The sequence below is a fragment of the Pseudomonas sp. YNh genome, assembly GCF_037993085.1.
Taxonomy (GTDB): Bacteria; Pseudomonadota; Gammaproteobacteria; order Pseudomonadales; family Pseudomonadaceae; genus Aquipseudomonas; species Aquipseudomonas putida.
In genome coordinates this window covers 339990-356671 of sequence record NZ_JBBMRJ010000005.1, presented here as the reverse complement: position 1 = coordinate 356671, position 16682 = coordinate 339990, and the positions used below count along the sequence as shown (strand labels likewise).

Below are 16682 nucleotides of genomic sequence, written 5' to 3'. Positions count from 1 at the left end.
TCCCATTCAAAACTCAACGAATGCGACTGAGACCGTGCTGTTAGACGCATAAAATAACAAAGCGAGCTACTCACCATGACTTCTCCCGCTTCACCTCGTCCGGAAGACGAGAACCTCGGCGTGGGCGCCAACCTGGCCTATGGCCTGCAACATGTACTGACCATGTACGGCGGCATGATCGCCGTGCCGCTGATCATCGGCCAGGCCGCAGGCCTCAGCGCTGGCGATGTCGGCCTGCTGATTGCCGCCTCGCTGTTCGCAGGGGGCTTGGCAACATTGCTGCAGACCTTGGGCATTCCCTTCTTCGGTTGCCGCTTGCCGCTGGTGCAGGGGGTTTCCTTTGCCAGCGTCGCCACCATGGTTGCGATCATCGGCAATGACGGCACCGGCGGCATGCAGGTGGTGTTCGGCGCAGTGATCGTGTCGTCACTGGTCGGCCTGCTGATCACCCCGCTGTTCTCGCGCATCATCAAGTACTTCCCGCCCTTGGTGACAGGCATCGTCATCACCACCATCGGCCTGACCCTGATGCCGGTTACCGCGCGCTGGGCCATGGGCGGGAACAGCCAGGCCGCTGATTTTGGCAGCCCGGCGAACATTGGCCTGGCGGCGTTCACCCTGGCCTCGGTACTGCTACTGAGCAAGCTGGGCAGTGCCAGCCTGTCGCGCCTGTCGATCCTGCTGGCTATCGTGATAGGCACGCTGGCAGCGATGGCCACCGGCATGGCCGATTTCTCCCAGGCGCTGCAGGGGCCGTGGGTGGCCATGCCCGAGGTGCTGCACTTCGGCGCACCGCAGTTCCAGGTGGCGGCGATCCTGTCGATGCTTATCGTCATCGTGGTGACCATGGTCGAGACTTCGGCAGACATCCTGGCCGTGGGTGAAATCATCGGCACACCGGTCGACTCCAAGCGCCTGGGCAATGGCCTGCGTGCCGACATGATCTCCAGCGCCCTGGCGCCGTTGTTCGGCTCGTTCACGCAAAGTGCCTTTGCGCAGAACGTCGGCCTGGTCGCCGTGACCGGGGTGAAGAGCCGCTACGTGGTGGCCAGCGCCGGCCTGATACTGGTCACGCTGGGGCTGCTGCCGGTGATGGGCAGGCTGGTCGCCGCGGTGCCTACTGCCGTGCTTGGCGGTGCCGGGCTGGTGCTGTTCGGCACGGTCGCGGCCAGCGGCATCCGCACCCTGGCCCAGGTGGACTACCGCAACAACATGAACCTGATCATTGTCGCCACCTCGATCGGCTTTGGCATGATCCCGATTGCGGCGCCGGGCTTCTACCACCACTTCCCGACCTGGTTCGAGACCATTTTCCACTCCGGCATCAGCTCGGCGGCGATCATGGCGATTCTGCTCAACCTGCTGTTCAACCACCTGCGCGCCGGCAACTCCGACCAGCAGTCGGTGTTCGTTGCCGCCAGCGAACGCACCCTGCGCTACCGGGATATCGCCGGGCTGAATGAAGGTGATGTGTTCCGTGATGGCAAGCTGTATGACCGCGATGGCAACGAGGTTCCGATCATGGAGCCTGATGAGGGCCATTTGAAACCGGCCAAGGTGCCTGCTATGCACTGACACCTACTCACCAAGGCTGACGTGCACCCTGTGGGAGCGGCCTTGTGTCGCGATAGGGCCGCAAAGCGGCCCCGGCAATCTATGCCGCGTCGCTGAACTTGTGGGGCTGCTGCGCAGCCCTATCGCGACACAAGGCCGCTCCCACAACAACGGCGACAGACCGCGGGCCCTGGCTTACTGCTGCTGGCGAGTAGCGCACACCACGATTTCGCGGATGCACACGGACTGCGGCTGGCCATAGGCAAAGCCGATGGTCTCGGCAATGGTCTCGGCCGTGAGCACCCCACCCATCTCCTGCTTCCAGTCGTTGTAGCCCGCCTTGATGGCGGCATCGGTCGTGTGGCTGAGCAATTCGGTATCGACTGCACCCGGCTCGATGGTGATCACCCGCACATTGCTCGGTGCCAGCTCTTCTCGCAGGTTTTCCGACAGGCCGGTAACAGCAAACTTGGTGCCGACGTAGGCGACATGGTTGGGGAAGGCCTTGCGCCCGGCCACGGAACTGACGTTGATGATGGTGCCCTGCCTGCGCTCGACCATACCGCTGGCGACCGCATGAATGCCGTTGAGCAGGCCGCGCACGTTCACGTCGAGCATGCGGTCCCACTGCTCCGGGTCCTGGGTGGCGATACTGCCCAGCAGCATCACCCCAGCATTGTTGATGATCGCGTCCACCGGGCCAAACCGTGCTTCGCCCTCGGCGACGGCTGCCAGCACGGCAGCGCGGTCGGTGATATCGACCGCCAGTGCCAGGGTATTGGGCAGCTGCAGTTGCTCCATCGGCGCCAGGCGCCGGGACAGCAGCAACAGGGCGTGGCCACGGCTGGATAGCAGCTTGGCGGTGGCCAGGCCGATACCGGAGCTGGCACCGGTAATGACTACCAAAGGTTTAAGGGTGTTGGTCATGGTCACCATACTGTTATCCGATTTGCCTATGGGTAAGAAGTAGAGCGAGTATAGAAGCTGGTTTTTCTTGCGAAAAATGGGAAATTCTTTTCGCAGCCATCGGCATCACTTATGGGTAACCCATGGATTATCGTCAGCTTCGCGCCTTCATCGCCGTGTTCGAAGAGCGCAACATTACTGCCGCCGCGCGTTCGATACACCTTAGCCAACCGGCGCTTTCCGGCAGCATCCGGGCACTGGAGCAGGCCTTGGGCACCACGCTGTTCGTGCGCCAGGCCCGCGGCGTCGAGGTGACCGAGGATGCCCGCGCGCTCTACCCCGAAGCGCAGCGCATGGTCGCCGACGCCAATCGCCTGCTCGGCCGCTTCAAGGGTGATCGTGAGCGTGCGCCGTTGCAGATCGGCGTGGAGCAGGATGTGAGTGCGGCGGTACTGGGCAAGGTTGTACTGGCAGCCGCTGCCATGCAGCCCCCGGTGCGCTTGCAACTGGCGACCGGCTGCATGGGCGCGGTGCGCCTGGCCAGCGAAGAACTGCGCTGTGAGGATGAGTTGTTTTTGCCGCTGCACAGCGACCCGTTCGTGCTGGCGATTGCGCAGCAGGCAACCACCGAAGCGCGCTGGATCACCTGCCCGTCACAGCCCAGCCATCAGCGCCTGCAACCTTTCTACAGCGGTATTCTGGTGGCAGAGGCAGACACCTTTACCCTGGCCCTGGAGCTGGTTACGGCGGGGCTAGGTGCCGCGATCGTGCCAGAATCGCTGGCCACCGAGCACCCCGGCGTGCGCATCGAGCCCCTGCCACAGCTTGACCTTCGCCGGCGCATCGGCCTGTGCTACTCGGCCCAGGCGCTGGCGCTTGCTGGCGTTGTCAAGCTACGCGATACGTTGCAGGGTTGAATGGGGTGCGAAGCAGGCCCATGGTCTCAGGTACGCAGCACTTGTTCCCCGGCATTGCTCGGCAAGCGCATGGCATCTGCCAACGCCACGCAGGCAATCAACGCCACGCCAATCAACGCCCAGTGGAAGTCGCTGACTGTCATCTCGCCTTCGCCGCCCCGCACCATCATCGCCACGCGCAACAGCAGTGCCACCACCGCCACACCCAACGCCATCGCCAGCTGGAAGCACATGCTGAACAGCGTCGAAGCCTCGCCCATCTGCTGCTTGGGCACATCGGCAAAACCGACAGCGTTGTACGTGGTGAACTGCATCGAGCGCGAAAGCCCGCCCACGAACAACACCACGGCCATCCAGTACCACGGCATGCCTTGCTGCAAGCCCAGGCAGGCCAGAATGCAACCAACCCCAATCAGCCCGTTGACCAGCAACACGCGGCGGAAACCATAGCGGCGCAGCAACCCGGTGGTAAACGGCTTCATCGCCAGGTTGCCGGCGAAGATCGCCAGCACCAGCAGCCCGGCATCCACTGGCGACAAGCCGAAACCAATCTGCAGCAGCAACGGGATCAGGAACGGCAAGGCGCTGATCGACAGGCGGAACAACGTCCCCCCCACGATGCTGACCCTGAACGTGGGAATAGACAGGGTATCCAGTGGCAATAGCGGCGAAGCATGACGCCGGCAATGGCGGATTGCCAACCAGGTCAGCAAGCCGCCCAGCGACACCAGTCCCAGCCCGGCGCCCAAGCTGCCACCCGCCAGCGAGCCAAGCATTTCCAGACCGACCAGCCACGCTGCACAAGACGATGCCAGGAAAACGAACCCCAGCGTGTCGAAACGGCGTTTTTCATCTGACCGCGCATTAGGAATCAGCACCCAGGCAGCCGCAATGGCCAGCAACCCGAGGGGGATGTTCAGGTAGAAGATCCAGGGCCACGACCAATGCGTGACGATCAGGCCACCGAGTGGCGGGCCCAATACTGGCGCCACCAGGCCGGGCCAGGTGATCACTGCGAGCATGTTCACCAGGTCCTTCTTCTCGGTCGTGCGCAGCACCACCAGCCGGCCCACCGGGACCATCAGGGCGCCGCCAATGCCCTGAAGCACCCGGGCAGCGACGAAGGTTTCCAGGGTCGGGGCCATGCCGCACAGCAACGACGCCACGGTGAACAGGCCGATGGCCCCGGTATATACCTGTCGCGGTCCGAAGCGGTCGGCCACCCAGCCACTGAGCGGAATGAACACCGCAACTGCCAGCAAGTAGGCACTGATGCCGATGTTCAGGCTGACAGCGCTTTCACCGAAGTCACTGGCCATTTGCGGCAAGGCCGTGGCAATCACGGTGGCGTCGAGGTTTTCCATGAAGAAGGTGATAGCGACCAGCAAGGCGATGCAGGTGGCTTGGCGGGGGGTGTTGGTTGCTGCCAGGCTGGCCAAGGTTACGGGTCCTTTTGGTTGGTAATCAGTCATGGGCCTTGTGCAGCCTTTGTGGGAGCGGGCATGCCCGCGAAGCAGCCACCACGTTGCATGGCACCGGCTTTGCCGGTGTTCGCGGGCTCGCCCGCTCCCACAGAGGTCGGTGTCAGGGCTTAGAGCATGCGCATGGCCGCACGCAATGCGAGCAGGTAAGTCTCGACGCCAAACCCGCAGATCTGCCCGCGCACCACTTCGGCAAATACCGAATGATGTCGGAACGGCTCCCTAGCATGGATGTTGGACATATGTACTTCAACCACCGGCGCTTCGAGAATGGCCAATGCGTCACGAATGCCATAGCTGTAATGGGTCCACGCCCCGGCATTGATCAGCACCGCATCCACCCGGTCCTCAACGGCCTGATGGATACGTTCGCACAGGGCACCTTCGAAGTTGGTCTGGAAGCTCTCGACCCTCGCCCCCAGCTCTTCTCCCAGCGCCTTCAAGGCCTGATCAATGTCGGCCAGGGTCGCGGAGCCGTATTGGCGCGGGTCGCGCTTGCCGAACATGTTGTGGTTGATGCCGTGCAGCATCAGGACATTGGCGGCCATGGCTTACTCCAGCGGGATCGTCAGGCGATCGATCACAGCACGGGTTTCGGGCCGTATCCCTCGCCACCAGGCAAACGCCTCTGCGGCCTGTTCGACCAGCATGCCCACGCCATCAGCAACGCGTGCCACACCGGCCTCCCGCGCCAGGTGCAGGAACGGCGTGAGGCCTTTGCCATACGCCAGCTCATAGGCCAGCCGCGTCTCGCCCAGTACCGCGCCAGGTAACGGCGGCAGTTCCCCGACCAGGCTGGCGGAAGTGGCGTTGACCACAATGTCGAAGGTTTGCCCTTGCAGCGCTTCGTATCGGCTGATACGCAACCTCGGGTGATCCAGTTCGTTGCGCAACGCAAGGGCTTTGCTCATGTCGCGGTTGGCAATCACCAGCTCGCTGGGCCCCGCCTGCAGAAAGGGCAACAGTGACCCACGTACTGCACCCCCGGCACCGAGCACCAACACGCGGCGGTTGCGCAGCGGTTCACCGAGGTTGTCTTCGATGTCGCGCAGCAACCCGATACCATCGAAGTTTTCGGCCACGATGCAGCCATCTTCGAACTTGAGTGCGTTGGCAGCACGGGCCAATTGCGCACGCTCACTGCGCCGGTCAGCCAACTCGAAGGCGCGCAGCTTGAACGGCGCAGTGATGTTCATGCCCAGCCCGCCGTCACCGCGAAATTGCAGCACCTGGGCCTCGAAGCCTTCCAACGAGCCCTCGATGGCTCCATAGTCCAGGTGCTGGCCGCTGGCCTGGGCGAACAGGCCATGAATCAGCGGTGACTTGGTATGGTTGATCGGCCGGCCGATCACTGCGTAACGGTCGCTCATCGTGCATCTCCGTGGGTAAACAGCACACCGTCTGCCTGCATGGCGGTGATTTCTTCAGGGCTGAAGCCAAGCGCCGCGGCCACTTCGGCATTGTGCTGGCCGAGGTCCGGGGCCACTTGGTGGATCGTGGTGTCACAGTCGGAAAAGCGAAACGGCAGGTTGGGCAGGCGCAAGGTGCCATAACGCGGGTGCTGCTGCTCGATGACCATATTGCGCGCCTGGATTTGCGGGTCGGCCAGCACCTCGTCGATGCGCTGGACCTTGGCACTGGGGATATCGATGGCGTCGAGCAGGGCGAGGATGTCAGCCACCGAACGCGCGCCCACCCAATCACGGACCACTGCCAGAATCGCCTCGCGGTGGGCATTGCGGCCGTTGAGGCTGTGGTAACGGCTGTCGTTGCCAAAACCTGCAGGGCCGCCGTTGGCTTCGAGCATGGCTGCAAAACGCTGCCAGGCATCATCGACCTGGGCAGCAATCACCAGGTCGCCATCCGCGGCGCGGAATACGCCATACAAGGTGGACGTGGGCATGTCATGGCCGGTCTGCTCGGGCAGCACGGTGCCGTCGGACAGCGTGTAGCACTGCACGGCGTATTCATGCATCGACACCAGCGTGTCGTACAGGGCCATGTCGATGTGCTGGCCGCGACCACTGCTCACCCGCCCCAGCAACGCCGCGTTGATAGCCGCGACAGCGTGGATGCCGGTGTACATGTCGCCCAGCGAAATGCGCAGCAGTGGCGGCGCTTCACCCGGCACGCCGACCATCTGCATGATCCCGCTCTTGGCTTCGGCAATAAGCCCGAAGCCGGCGCGATGGGCATCCGGGCCGGTGTGGCCGTAGGCGGAAATCGAGCAATACACCAGGCGCGGATTACGCGCCGACAGCTCGGCATGGCCCAACCCCAGCTTGTCCAGCGCGCCGGGCCGGTAGTTCTCGATGAACACATCGGCCGAGTCGGCAAGGCGCTGCATGAAGGCTTTGCCGCGCGGGTCCTTCATGTTCACGCTGACCCCCTGCTTGCCCATGTTCAATTGCAGGAAGTAGCCACTCTGCTGATCGTCCAGGGTAAACGCGTGCTGGCGGCCGGCATCGCCGCTACCCGGTCGTTCGACCTTGATCACTTCGGCGCCCAGCGCCGCCAGGCAACGTCCGACATAAGGGCCGGCAAGGAAGTGGCTGTAATCGATGACGCGGATACCCGCCAATGGCAATGCCTGGCTCATGCCTGCACCCTCCGCGGCACCATCAACCGGTGCTCGCCACGCTGCACGACCTGCCCATGCTGGTTGATCAGTTCCGATGGCAGCACCACGATGCCCCAGCCTGGGCGGCTGTTGCTCGGGCGCATCGCACCCACGCGCATGCGCACGTGCAGCACATCGTTCACCTTGATGGGTAACACGAAGTCCCAGGTCCAACCCAGCGACATGCCCGGCAGGAAGCGGTAGGCGCACTGGGTCTTCAAGCCATCTGCAATCGAAAGGCCGAACAGGCCATGGGCGACCAGGCAACCAAAGTGGCTGGCATTGGCGTAGGCCTCGTCCACATGCACCGGGGTGTGGTCCCCGGTCAGGTCGGCGTAGGCCAGGATACGCTCGCGGGTCACGGTGTAGGTCGGGCTGATGCACTCATCGCCTTCGCGGGCATCGTCCCAGTACTTTTCAATCACGCTCATGCCTGTACCTCCGCACGCGGGTCAATCGCCAATGCCTGCGCGACACAGGCCCTGGGCAGCGCCTGGATGAATTCCACTGCCAGGCCATCAGGCAGGCGCAACCAGTTGCGGCCCTGGGGCATTTCGCTGACACCGAAGCGCTGCGCCGCAGCCAGCGCCGCCTCCAGGTCTTCGCACATGATGCCCAGGTGCGCCATGCGCCCTTCCGGGCCGTCGAAATCGGGCTGATGGATGAATTGCAGGCCTCCCAGCGTCCAGTACTGAGCGGGCTGCTCGATGCTGCCCTGCACTTCGCGCAGGGTCATGCCACACACTTCACTGAAAAAGCGGATGTGCCACTGGATGTCACGCACCCAGAAGGCGACGTGTTCGAGGTAGGCTTTTGGCTGGCTCATGCGTTGTCCCTTTTCTGGTGATCGGCCATCGCGCGCTCGATGCCCTTGATACAGGCCACCAAGGTGGCGTTGACGGGTGTAGCGATGCCATGACGCTGGCCCCAGCGCACGACGGAGCCGTTGATGAAGTCGATTTCGGTGACCGAGCCTTTTTCCAGGCTTTGCAGCATCGAGGTACGGAAACTCGATGGCAGACCTTCGGCAGCCAGATGCCAGGCGGCATCAGGACTGTTCAGGCTCAAGCGGATACCGGCGCTGCGGGCCACGGCGATGGCCTCGGCCACGGCGGCCTTGGCCGTTTGCTCCAGCAAAGGCTCGGTGTAGAGCTGGCCATAACTGAGCATGGTGATACCGCTGAGCGCGCCGGTAGCGACATTGACCAGCAGCTTGTCCCACATGGTGCCGAGGATGTTGTCGCTGACCGTGGTGGCCAGCCCGGCAGCGTTGAAGGCTTCGGCGATGGCCTGCGCGCGGGGTGTCAGTTGCCCGTCCAGCTCGCCGATGTATGTGTGTTTGCCCGCCACGCCAGCACGGATCAACCCCGGTGCCAGCAGCACACCGCCCACATAGGTCTTGCCAGCCAGTACTCGCTGCGGCCCGACCACCTCGGCCAGAATGTCCTCGTGGCCCAGGCCGTTCTGCAGCGACAGCACCAGCGTTTGCGGGCCGAGCAGCGCCGTGGCACCGGCAATCGCTTCGGCGGTGTGGAACGACTTCACCAGCACCACGACCAGGTCAGTCACGCCCACGTCGTTGGCATCGGTGGTGGCATTGACACGCACTTGCCGCTCACCGTGTTCGTCCTGCACCTGTAAACCGTGCAGGTTGATGGCTTCGACGTGCTCGCGGCTACGGTTGAGCAGCCAGGTTTGGTGCCCTGCCTCGCTCAATGCCGCGCCAATCGCGCAGCCCAGGGCGCCGGCACCCAGAATGCAGATTTTCAAATCGCAGACCTCCAGTGGTTTGCGATTACCTTATGCAGGGCAGCTCATTGGGGCTATACAATGACCTTAATACGCCCATTGAGATTTACAATAATGAGTGCCGCCGACGTACTGCCTGAACCCAAGCTGCTGCAACTGTTCGACCTGCTTTATCACTGCCGCAGCGTCACCCGCGCTGCAGAACAGTTAGGCCAGAGCCAGCCAACCGTCAGCATCTGGCTAGCCCGCCTGCGTCAGCAACTGAACGACCCGTTGTTCGTACGCACCCCAGGTGGTATGGCCCCAACTCCGCGCGCCGACCAGTTGATCGGGCCTTGTCGCGAAGTGCTTGAATCACTGCGTCGGCTGACGGCGTGGGAACCACAGTTCACCCCTGCCACCGCGCAGAGGCGCTTTCGCCTGTGTGTCAGCGATGCCAGCCATATCACCTTGCTACCCAGTATTCTCAACCACCTGCGCAACCATGCCCCAGGCATTCGCCTGGAGGCAGCGCGCATCGACGGCAATAGCGAAAGTGCCCTGGAGTCGGGCGAGGCCGACCTGGCCATTGGCTTTGTGCCCTGGCTGGGTGGCGGGATGTACCAGCAGGTATTGTTCGAGCAGGACTGGGTGTGCCTGAGCAACCGCCAGCACCCGCGCCTGGCACACGGCATGGACGTGGCCCGTTACCACGCCGAGGGCCATGTACAGATCAGCGCGGGGACCGGCCAGAAGTTGCTGGAGGCCGGCCTGGCCCGGGCCGGTATCGAGCGCCGGATCGTGCTGGAGCTACCAGGGTTTCTGGGGCTGGGGATGATCGTTGGCAGCACCGACCTGGTCGCCACTCTGCCAAGGCATATCGGCCACACCCTTGCCGACATGCATGACCTGCAGGTACACGATTGCCCATTTGCGGTAGAGGGTTTCACGGTAAAACAGCACTGGCATGCGCGCTACCACCAGGACAGCGGCAACCGCTGGCTCAGGGAAGTGATCCACGGCCTGTTCGGTCGACCGGCCTGACGTATTCGTGTGGTTACAGCGCCATGACCATCTCATGCCAAGCCATGCCGCCATGATCCGACGGCGACGGTTTCACGTACTGATACCCCATCTTCTGGTACAGCGCCACATGCTGCTGCTTGCACATCAGGTGAATGGTCTGCTTGCCCGAGGCCTTCATGCGGACGATGAATTCGTCCATCAAGCGCTTGGCGTAACCTTTGCCCTGGTGCACCGGGTCCACCACCACCGACATGATCACCACGTTCGGTGCTGCCGGGTCATGGCCGATCAATTCCTTGAAGTCTTCATCAGACATGACGACTTCGTGGGCGCAACCGCTATTGATGAAGCCAACGATCTCACCTGCGTTTTCCAGGATCAGGAAGCCTTGCGGATACTGCGCGATGCGGGTGCGGATCTTCTCAAGCGTGGCCGCTTCATCCCCTTCATAGGCGCCGATTTCAATGGCGTAGCAGCGCTCGGCGTCTGCAACAGTGGGGGTGCGGAACTGCGGGGTATTCATGGCTGACTCCTTGGAAACGTGAAAGCGTCAAGCATGGTAAACCAGTAGCGTTGTGCTTGCCGCCTACCTGGGATGGCACGCATCATTGGCGCATTGCCTACTCGCTCACGGACACGCCTATGACCGCTGCCCCACTCCCCCTCACAGCGCCAGGACGCTGCAAACGCCTGAAAGCGGCCAGCAGCAGCGACCATGACAAAGTCGACGAACTGGTGATGGCGGCGCGACCTTTCGAGAGCCGTGAGCGTTATGGCCACTTCCTGCAGGTACAGCACCGCTTTCACGGCAGCCTGCTGGCGCTGTATCAGGACGAGCAGCTGAACCGGTGGCTGCCGGGGCTGGTTGAGCTGTCGCGTTTTGCCGCAGTCGAGGAAGACCTGCTCGATCTGGGCCTGCCGCTGCCAACGCCCCCCCAACCGGTCAGTGCCAGCCCGGCCCAGGCCCTGGGGTGGCTGTATTGCAGTGAAGGCTCCAACCTGGGTGCCGCGTTCCTGTTCAAGCAGACCCAGCGCCTGGGCCTGAATGGCAATGAGGGTGCCCGCCACCTGGCGCCGCACCCCGATGGTCGTGCACTGCACTGGCGCGAGTTCGTGGCCAGGCTTGATGGCCTGGTGCTGGACGAGGAGGAAGAAGCAGAAGTTGTGACGGGGGCGATTGCTGCGTTCGACAGTTATCGGGCACACCTGCGAGAAGTATTCGCAGGCCGATGAGCATTGGGTCTGGACAGGGGTAATCAGGCGTCAAAAGTTCTACAAGTTGTTGCTGCAGCGAACTTTTTCCCGTTTACCGGTCTATGTGGGAGGCACAGAAAGGTCGCGGCACGCGAGAAAAGGTTCGCCCCACACCTGCTGGCCAGATGGCTCAATTGTTATCAGAGGTTGGCTTCGCTCATGAAAATACATGTCGCAAGGTTGGTGCTGCTCGGCCTGTTCTCGTTCGCGGCGGTGGGCACGGCATCAGCAACTCAAATGAAAGCACCGGTGGCGCCGGCACCGGCTGTTCAGTCACCGTTGCAGCCTGCCGGCAGCCCGTGGTCGAGGGTGGCCAGTGTGGCCGATACACAGCCGGCCACGCTGCTGGCGCACGACGACGACCGCTGGCATGACCACAGAAGCGACTGGCGCCGTGAGCAGTGGCGGCGCGAGCAAGCCCGGCGGGACTGGGAGCGGCGGCGTGACTGGGAACGGCGCCGTGATTGGGAGCGCCGCCATGAGCGGGCCATGCACCAGCGCCACCATGACGAGCATCGTTACTACCGCCGTTGAAGCCTACACGATCCCTGTAGGAGCGGCCTTGTGTCGCGATCGGGCCGCAAAGCGGCCCCACAATTTCAATATTGATGCACAGATCGCAGGGGCCGCTCTGCGGCCCGATCGTGACACAAGGCCGCTCGGTCCGTTTCAATCGGCCAGCTGAGGAGTATCCCCCGACGCCTCTGCCTCCATCTTCAAGCGGTCAGCCTTGCAGATGTACTTGGGCTTGCGCGGCGCCAGTTTGGCATTGGCCTTTTTGGCATGCGCCTCCAATAGCTGCTTGATCTTCTTACGACGGTTCATAGTCCACAGGGCCTGTCAGTGCGGTTTTGCTGACCACATCATACCTGTGCGGCCTGCGCATTGCGCCAGTCACATGGCGCTGGGTTACCCGCCGGCCCCTGTTCCTCGCCACCTTGACGTTATTTTCACACGCCGCAGATTAGCGTCACGCCCTTTCCGGTCACGGGCACATCCGCTGGCCGCCAAGGTACGACGAGGCATACGTGTCACACACTACATCCCCCGCCGCGCATACGCGCGTGGACTGGGCCGGCTTGGGCTGGCTGCTGCTGTTCTTCTGGTACTTCTCCGGCGTTACCCAGGCGCTGCTGCTGTTCAGCGGGACTACCGGCTTTGCCGGTTTTCGCGATGCGTTCTTCCTCAGTAGCCTGTGGCTGGCCCCGGTGCTGCTGCTGCCCCGCTTCACCCGCGCCACGGCGGCCGTCATCGGCCTGGTGCTGTGGGCGGCATCGCTGGTGGGCTTGAGCTACTTCGGCATTTATCGCCAGGAGTTCTCGCAAAGCGTCATCTTCGTGATGTTCGAGTCCAACACCGCCGAAGCCGGTGAGTACTTCAGCCAGTACTTCAGCGTGTGGCTGGGCCTGGCGCTGCTGCTGTACACGCTGGTGGCGGTGCTGCTGTGGAAGCGCGTGCGTCCGGTCAGCCTGCCCCTGCGCAGCCGCCTGCCAGTGGTGGCCCTGTTGCTGGTCGCCAACCTGGTGTACCCGTTCTACAAGCAGATGGTGACGCAGGAGCGCAACTTCGCCGATGCCGCCGAAAAAGTGCAGCAGCGCATGGAGCCCGCAGTGCCCTGGCAACTGCTGGTCGGCTACCGTCAATACCTTCAGCAACTGGACAACATGCAGAAGTTACTGGCGCAAAACGCCGCGTTGCCGCCCCTGCAAAACCTGAGTGACAGCAGCGGTACGGCGCCACGCACGCTGGTGCTGGTGCTGGGCGAGTCCACCACCCGCGAGCACATGCACCTGTATGGCTACAACCGCGACACCACGCCCAACCTCGACGCGCTGGCCGCCAGCGACAAGGGCCTGACGGTGTTCCGCGACGTGGTATCGCCGCGCCCGTACACCATCGAAGTGATGCAGCAGATCCTCACCTTTGGCAACGAGCAGAACCCGGACCGCTTCCTCACCGACCCGTCACTGATCAACCTGATGAAACAGGCAGGCTACAAGACCTTCTGGATCACCAACCAGCAGACCATGACCAAGCGCAACACCATGTTGACCACGTTCTCGCAGCAGACCGACGCGCCGGTATACCTGAACAACCAGCGCAACCAGAACGCCAGCCAGTACGATGACGTGGTGCTGGCACCGTTCGAGAAGGCCCTGCAAGACCCTGCGCCGAACAAGTTCATCATCGTCCACCTGCTGGGCACGCACATGGACTATCGCTTCCGCTACCCGAACGACTACGCGCACTTCACCGACAGCCAGGGCGTACCGAAAGAGCTGACGCCAGACCAGGTAGAAACCTACAACTTCTACGACAACGCGGTGCGCTACAACGACTACGTGGTATCGAGCCTGATCAAGCGTTACTCGGCCGGCAGCCCCAATGGCTTCCTGCTGTACCTGTCCGACCATGGCGAAGACGTGTACAGCTCCGGCAACCACGACCGCCTGGGGCGCAACGAAGGCGCGCCGACCCGGCCGATGTACACCATCCCGTTCCTGCTGTGGACCTCGCCCAGCTGGCAGGCCGAGCACCCACGTGATTTGCAGGCCATGGCCAACCGCCCTTACAGCAGCTCGCACCTGATCCATACCCTGTCCGACCTGGCCGGGCTGAGCTATGACCGCTTCGAGCCGGTCAAGAGCCTGGTGAGCCCGCAATTTGTGGTGGCACCGCGCTGGATCGGCGACCCGTACCGCAAGGATGGCTTGCGCGAGTTCGACCACCTGCCGCTGGACAAGCCCGAACGGGTGCAGGAAACCGCCAGTAATCACCCGTAGATCGTCACGTGTAGGAGCAGCCTTGTGCTGCGAACAGGCCGGTATTGGAGGCATACGGATGTGTGGCCTGTACCGGCCGTTTCGCAGCACAAGGCTGCTCCTGCAAGAATCGCGATAGGCCGTTTGCCGTATAAATTAAATTTAAATTGATTTTAAATTAAGACTCGACCACGCTCTGCCCATATTCCTGGTTTGCAGAGTACCCAACATGTCCGCAGCCCCCCGCGAACCCCGCAAGGACGGCGCCGTCACCCGCACCCGCATCCTCGAAGCCGCCGGCGAACTGTTCGCCGCGCTCGGCTATGCCGAAACCAGCAACAAGGCCGTTGCGGCCAAGGCCGAAGTCGACCTGGCCTCGATCAACTACCACTTCGGCAGCCGCAACGGCCTGTACCTGGCCGTGCTTGACGAGGCCCGCAAACGCTTCCTCGACCTCAGCGACCTGCAGCGCATCACTCAAGGCAACCACGCGCCAGCCGAAAAGCTGCGCGTGCTGGTGGAACTGGTGGTGCACAAGGCCACCCAGGATCGGGACAACTGGCATTTGCGGGTTCTGGCCGCAGAAATCCTCGCGCCCAGCCCTCACGGCCAGGCGCATCTGCAGGCCGCCGCACCACTGCGCCTGTCATTGCTCAAGGGGCTGTTCAGCGAGGTCAGCACCATCCCCGTCGACGAACCGGCCCTGACCCGCTGCATCCTGTGCGTCACAGCGCCGTGGGCAATGCTGCTGATCGGCCCGCGCGGCGGCTCCGGGGCGCTGCACGAGATTCTGCAGATGCCCGGCGAGGCCGTTGCAGCGCAGCTTTACCGCTTTGCCCTTGCTGGCCTGCAAGACGCTGGCCAGCAGCATGCCCAGGCCAACCCCCCCCCCAGCTGAGGTAAGCACTGTGCAACCTGTATCCACTGATACCTCCCCCGCCGCAACGGATGCGCAAACCTCCATTCCACTGCTGCTGTCAGCGCTGATGTTGGTGATGTTCCTGGCCGCCCTCGACCAGACCATCGTCTCGACCGCACTGCCAACCATCGTCAGCGACCTCGGTGGGCTGCGCTGGCTGTCGTGGGTGGTCACCGCTTACCTGCTGGCCTCCACGGTAGTGGTACCGCTGTATGGCAAGTTCGGTGACCAGTTCGGCCGCAAGCGTGTGCTGCAGGTGGCCATCGTGCTGTTCCTGCTGGGCTCGGCCCTGTGTGGCGCAGCACAGGACATGGCCCAGCTGATTGCCTTCCGTACCCTGCAAGGGCTGGGTGGTGGCGGCTTGATGGTGGTGGCGATGGCCGCCATCGGTGATGTCATCCCGCCTGCCGAACGTGGCCGATACCAGGGCCTGTTCGGTGGCGTGTTCGGCCTGGCCACCGTTGTAGGGCCGCTGATCGGCGGTTTTCTGGTCGAGCAGCTGTCGTGGCACTGGATCTTCTACATCAACCTGCCCCTGGGCCTGCTGGCGCTGCTGGTGATCGGCAGCGTGTTCCGCCCGCACGTGGCGTTGGTACGGCATACGGTGGACTACATCGGCGCGTTCTTCCTTACCGTGGCATTGGCTGCCCTGGTGCTCATCACCAGCCTCGGCGGCAGCCTGCTGGCGTGGCAGTCGCTGGACGTGTTGTGCCTTGCGCTGTTCGCCTTGATCGGCCTGGTCGGCTTCGTCCTGGAACAACGCCGCGCCGTCGAGCCAATCATGCCGCTGCACCTGTTCCGTCACCGGACCTTCGTGCTTGCCGGGCTGATCGGTTTCATCGTCGGGGTGTCGCTGTTCGGCGCCGTCACCTTCCTGCCGTTGTACATGCAGGTGGTGAAGAACGCCACGCCCACCAGTGCCGGGCTGCAGATGCTGCCACTGATGGGTGGCCTGCTGGTGGTGTCGGCGGTTACCGGGCGGCTGATCAGCCGCTGGGGGCGTTACCGGGTGTTCCCGATCATCGGCACCCTGCTGCAAGTGATTGCCCTGGGCCTGCTCAGCCGGCTACAGCTCGACACGCCCATGGCGCTGATGAACCTGTACATGGGCTTGCTGGGGGCCGGCCTGGGTATGGTCATGCAGGTGCTGATCCTGGCCGTGCAGAACAGCGTCGAATTGCGCCACATGGGCGTGGCCACCTCCGGGGCCACCTTGTTCCGCTCGATTGGCGGCGCCATCGGTGTGTCGCTGTTCGGCGCCTTGTTCTCGCACAGCTTGCTGGGCGGCCTGGGCAGTGACTTCGCCGCCAGTGCCGGGGGTGCCGCGAGCCTATCGCCGGCCGCCGTGCATGCCCTGCCCACGGCCCTGCAGCACAGTTACCTGCAGGCGTTTTCCGGGGCAATGCATGGTGTATTCCTGCTGGCCGGGGTGATCACCAGCGTGGCTTTCGCACTGTCCTGGCTGCTGCGCGAGGTGCCGCTGCGCAAGGCCACGCAGGCGTGAACACAGGTCGA

At 63.2% G+C, this 16682-nt stretch carries 18 protein-coding genes; 8 read left to right on the top strand and 10 right to left on the bottom strand.

Going from position 1 to position 16682, the window contains the following annotated elements:
- Positions 1–75 precede the first annotated feature (75 nt).
- Positions 76–1575, top strand: coding sequence for a nucleobase:cation symporter-2 family protein (locus tag WF331_RS07415; RefSeq protein ID WP_059395045.1), 1500 nt, complete (start codon positions 76–78; stop codon positions 1573–1575).
- Between the two features lie 174 nt (positions 1576–1749).
- On the opposite strand, the gene WF331_RS07410 is transcribed toward WF331_RS07415, so the two are convergent.
- Complete coding sequence (locus tag WF331_RS07410; RefSeq protein WP_041168078.1) at positions 1750–2481, bottom strand: SDR family oxidoreductase; 732 nt, start codon at positions 2479–2481, stop codon at positions 1750–1752.
- A gap of 122 nt (positions 2482–2603) precedes the next feature.
- On the opposite strand from WF331_RS07410, the gene WF331_RS07405 reads away from it, so the two are divergent.
- The gene (locus WF331_RS07405; RefSeq protein WP_016500328.1) at positions 2604–3377 is read left to right on the top strand and encodes a LysR family transcriptional regulator; all 774 of its coding nucleotides are present in this window, start codon (positions 2604–2606) and stop codon (positions 3375–3377) included.
- 26 nt (positions 3378–3403) lie between these two features.
- Here WF331_RS07405 and WF331_RS07400 read toward each other — a convergent pair whose 3' ends face one another.
- From WF331_RS07400 to WF331_RS07370, 7 genes are all read right to left on the bottom strand, one after another.
- Positions 3404–4849: an MFS transporter gene (locus tag WF331_RS07400; protein ID WP_284398009.1), complete on the bottom strand. Its 1446-nt coding sequence runs from the start codon at positions 4847–4849 to the stop codon at positions 3404–3406.
- A 119-nt stretch (positions 4850–4968) separates the two neighbouring features.
- On the bottom strand, positions 4969–5406 hold the full coding sequence (gene aroQ, locus WF331_RS07395; protein ID WP_049275419.1) for a type II 3-dehydroquinate dehydratase: 438 nt from the start codon (positions 5404–5406) through the stop codon (positions 4969–4971).
- Positions 5407–5409: 3 nt separating this feature from the next.
- Positions 5410–6228, bottom strand: coding sequence for a shikimate dehydrogenase (gene aroE / locus WF331_RS07390; protein WP_016500332.1), 819 nt, complete (start codon positions 6226–6228; stop codon positions 5410–5412).
- The gene (locus tag WF331_RS07385) at positions 6225–7457 is read right to left on the bottom strand and encodes a CaiB/BaiF CoA transferase family protein (protein ID WP_016500333.1); all 1233 of its coding nucleotides are present in this window, start codon (positions 7455–7457) and stop codon (positions 6225–6227) included. The genes aroE and WF331_RS07385 overlap by 4 nt, the downstream gene beginning before the upstream one ends.
- On the bottom strand, positions 7454–7909 hold the full coding sequence (locus WF331_RS07380) for a MaoC family dehydratase (RefSeq protein WP_016500334.1): 456 nt from the start codon (positions 7907–7909) through the stop codon (positions 7454–7456). Before WF331_RS07380 ends, WF331_RS07385 begins: the two co-directional genes overlap by 4 nt.
- Positions 7906–8304 (bottom strand): VOC family protein, encoded by a 399-nt coding sequence (locus tag WF331_RS07375; RefSeq protein ID WP_016500335.1) that lies wholly within the window; start codon positions 8302–8304, stop codon positions 7906–7908. The genes WF331_RS07380 and WF331_RS07375 overlap by 4 nt, the downstream gene beginning before the upstream one ends.
- Positions 8301–9248 carry a ketopantoate reductase family protein gene (locus WF331_RS07370; RefSeq protein ID WP_016500336.1) on the bottom strand — a complete coding sequence of 316 codons (948 nt, stop codon included), beginning with the start codon at positions 9246–9248 and terminating at the stop codon, positions 8301–8303. Before WF331_RS07370 ends, WF331_RS07375 begins: the two co-directional genes overlap by 4 nt.
- Before the next feature lie 93 nt (positions 9249–9341).
- Between WF331_RS07370 and WF331_RS07365 the strand changes: the two genes are divergently transcribed.
- Complete coding sequence (locus tag WF331_RS07365; RefSeq protein ID WP_016500337.1) at positions 9342–10250, top strand: LysR family transcriptional regulator; 909 nt, start codon at positions 9342–9344, stop codon at positions 10248–10250.
- Positions 10251–10263: 13 nt separating this feature from the next.
- Here the strand turns inward: WF331_RS07365 and WF331_RS07360 are convergent, their stop codons facing one another.
- A complete protein-coding gene (locus tag WF331_RS07360; protein WP_016500338.1) occupies positions 10264–10755 on the bottom strand; it encodes a GNAT family N-acetyltransferase in 492 nt (163 codons plus the stop codon).
- A gap of 119 nt (positions 10756–10874) precedes the next feature.
- On the opposite strand from WF331_RS07360, the gene WF331_RS07355 reads away from it, so the two are divergent.
- Positions 10875–11465, top strand: coding sequence for a biliverdin-producing heme oxygenase (locus WF331_RS07355; RefSeq protein ID WP_016500339.1), 591 nt, complete (start codon positions 10875–10877; stop codon positions 11463–11465).
- Positions 11466–11645: 180 nt separating this feature from the next.
- Positions 11646–12020, top strand: a complete 375-nt coding sequence (locus WF331_RS07350; RefSeq protein ID WP_041167779.1) for a hypothetical protein — start codon at positions 11646–11648, stop codon at positions 12018–12020.
- Positions 12021–12155: 135 nt separating this feature from the next.
- Here WF331_RS07350 and WF331_RS07345 read toward each other — a convergent pair whose 3' ends face one another.
- Positions 12156–12311 carry a DUF2986 domain-containing protein gene (locus WF331_RS07345; protein ID WP_016500341.1) on the bottom strand — a complete coding sequence of 52 codons (156 nt, stop codon included), beginning with the start codon at positions 12309–12311 and terminating at the stop codon, positions 12156–12158.
- Between the two features lie 203 nt (positions 12312–12514).
- On the opposite strand from WF331_RS07345, the gene WF331_RS07340 reads away from it, so the two are divergent.
- From WF331_RS07340 to WF331_RS07330, 3 genes are all read left to right on the top strand, one after another.
- On the top strand, positions 12515–14269 hold the full coding sequence (locus WF331_RS07340) for a phosphoethanolamine transferase CptA (protein ID WP_016500342.1): 1755 nt from the start codon (positions 12515–12517) through the stop codon (positions 14267–14269).
- Between the two features lie 208 nt (positions 14270–14477).
- Positions 14478–15146, top strand: coding sequence for a TetR/AcrR family transcriptional regulator (locus WF331_RS07335; protein ID WP_284362598.1), 669 nt, complete (start codon positions 14478–14480; stop codon positions 15144–15146).
- Positions 15147–15156: 10 nt separating this feature from the next.
- Positions 15157–16671, top strand: a complete 1515-nt coding sequence (locus WF331_RS07330) for an MDR family MFS transporter (protein ID WP_284398011.1) — start codon at positions 15157–15159, stop codon at positions 16669–16671.
- The last annotated feature ends 11 nt before the right edge of the window (positions 16672–16682 follow it).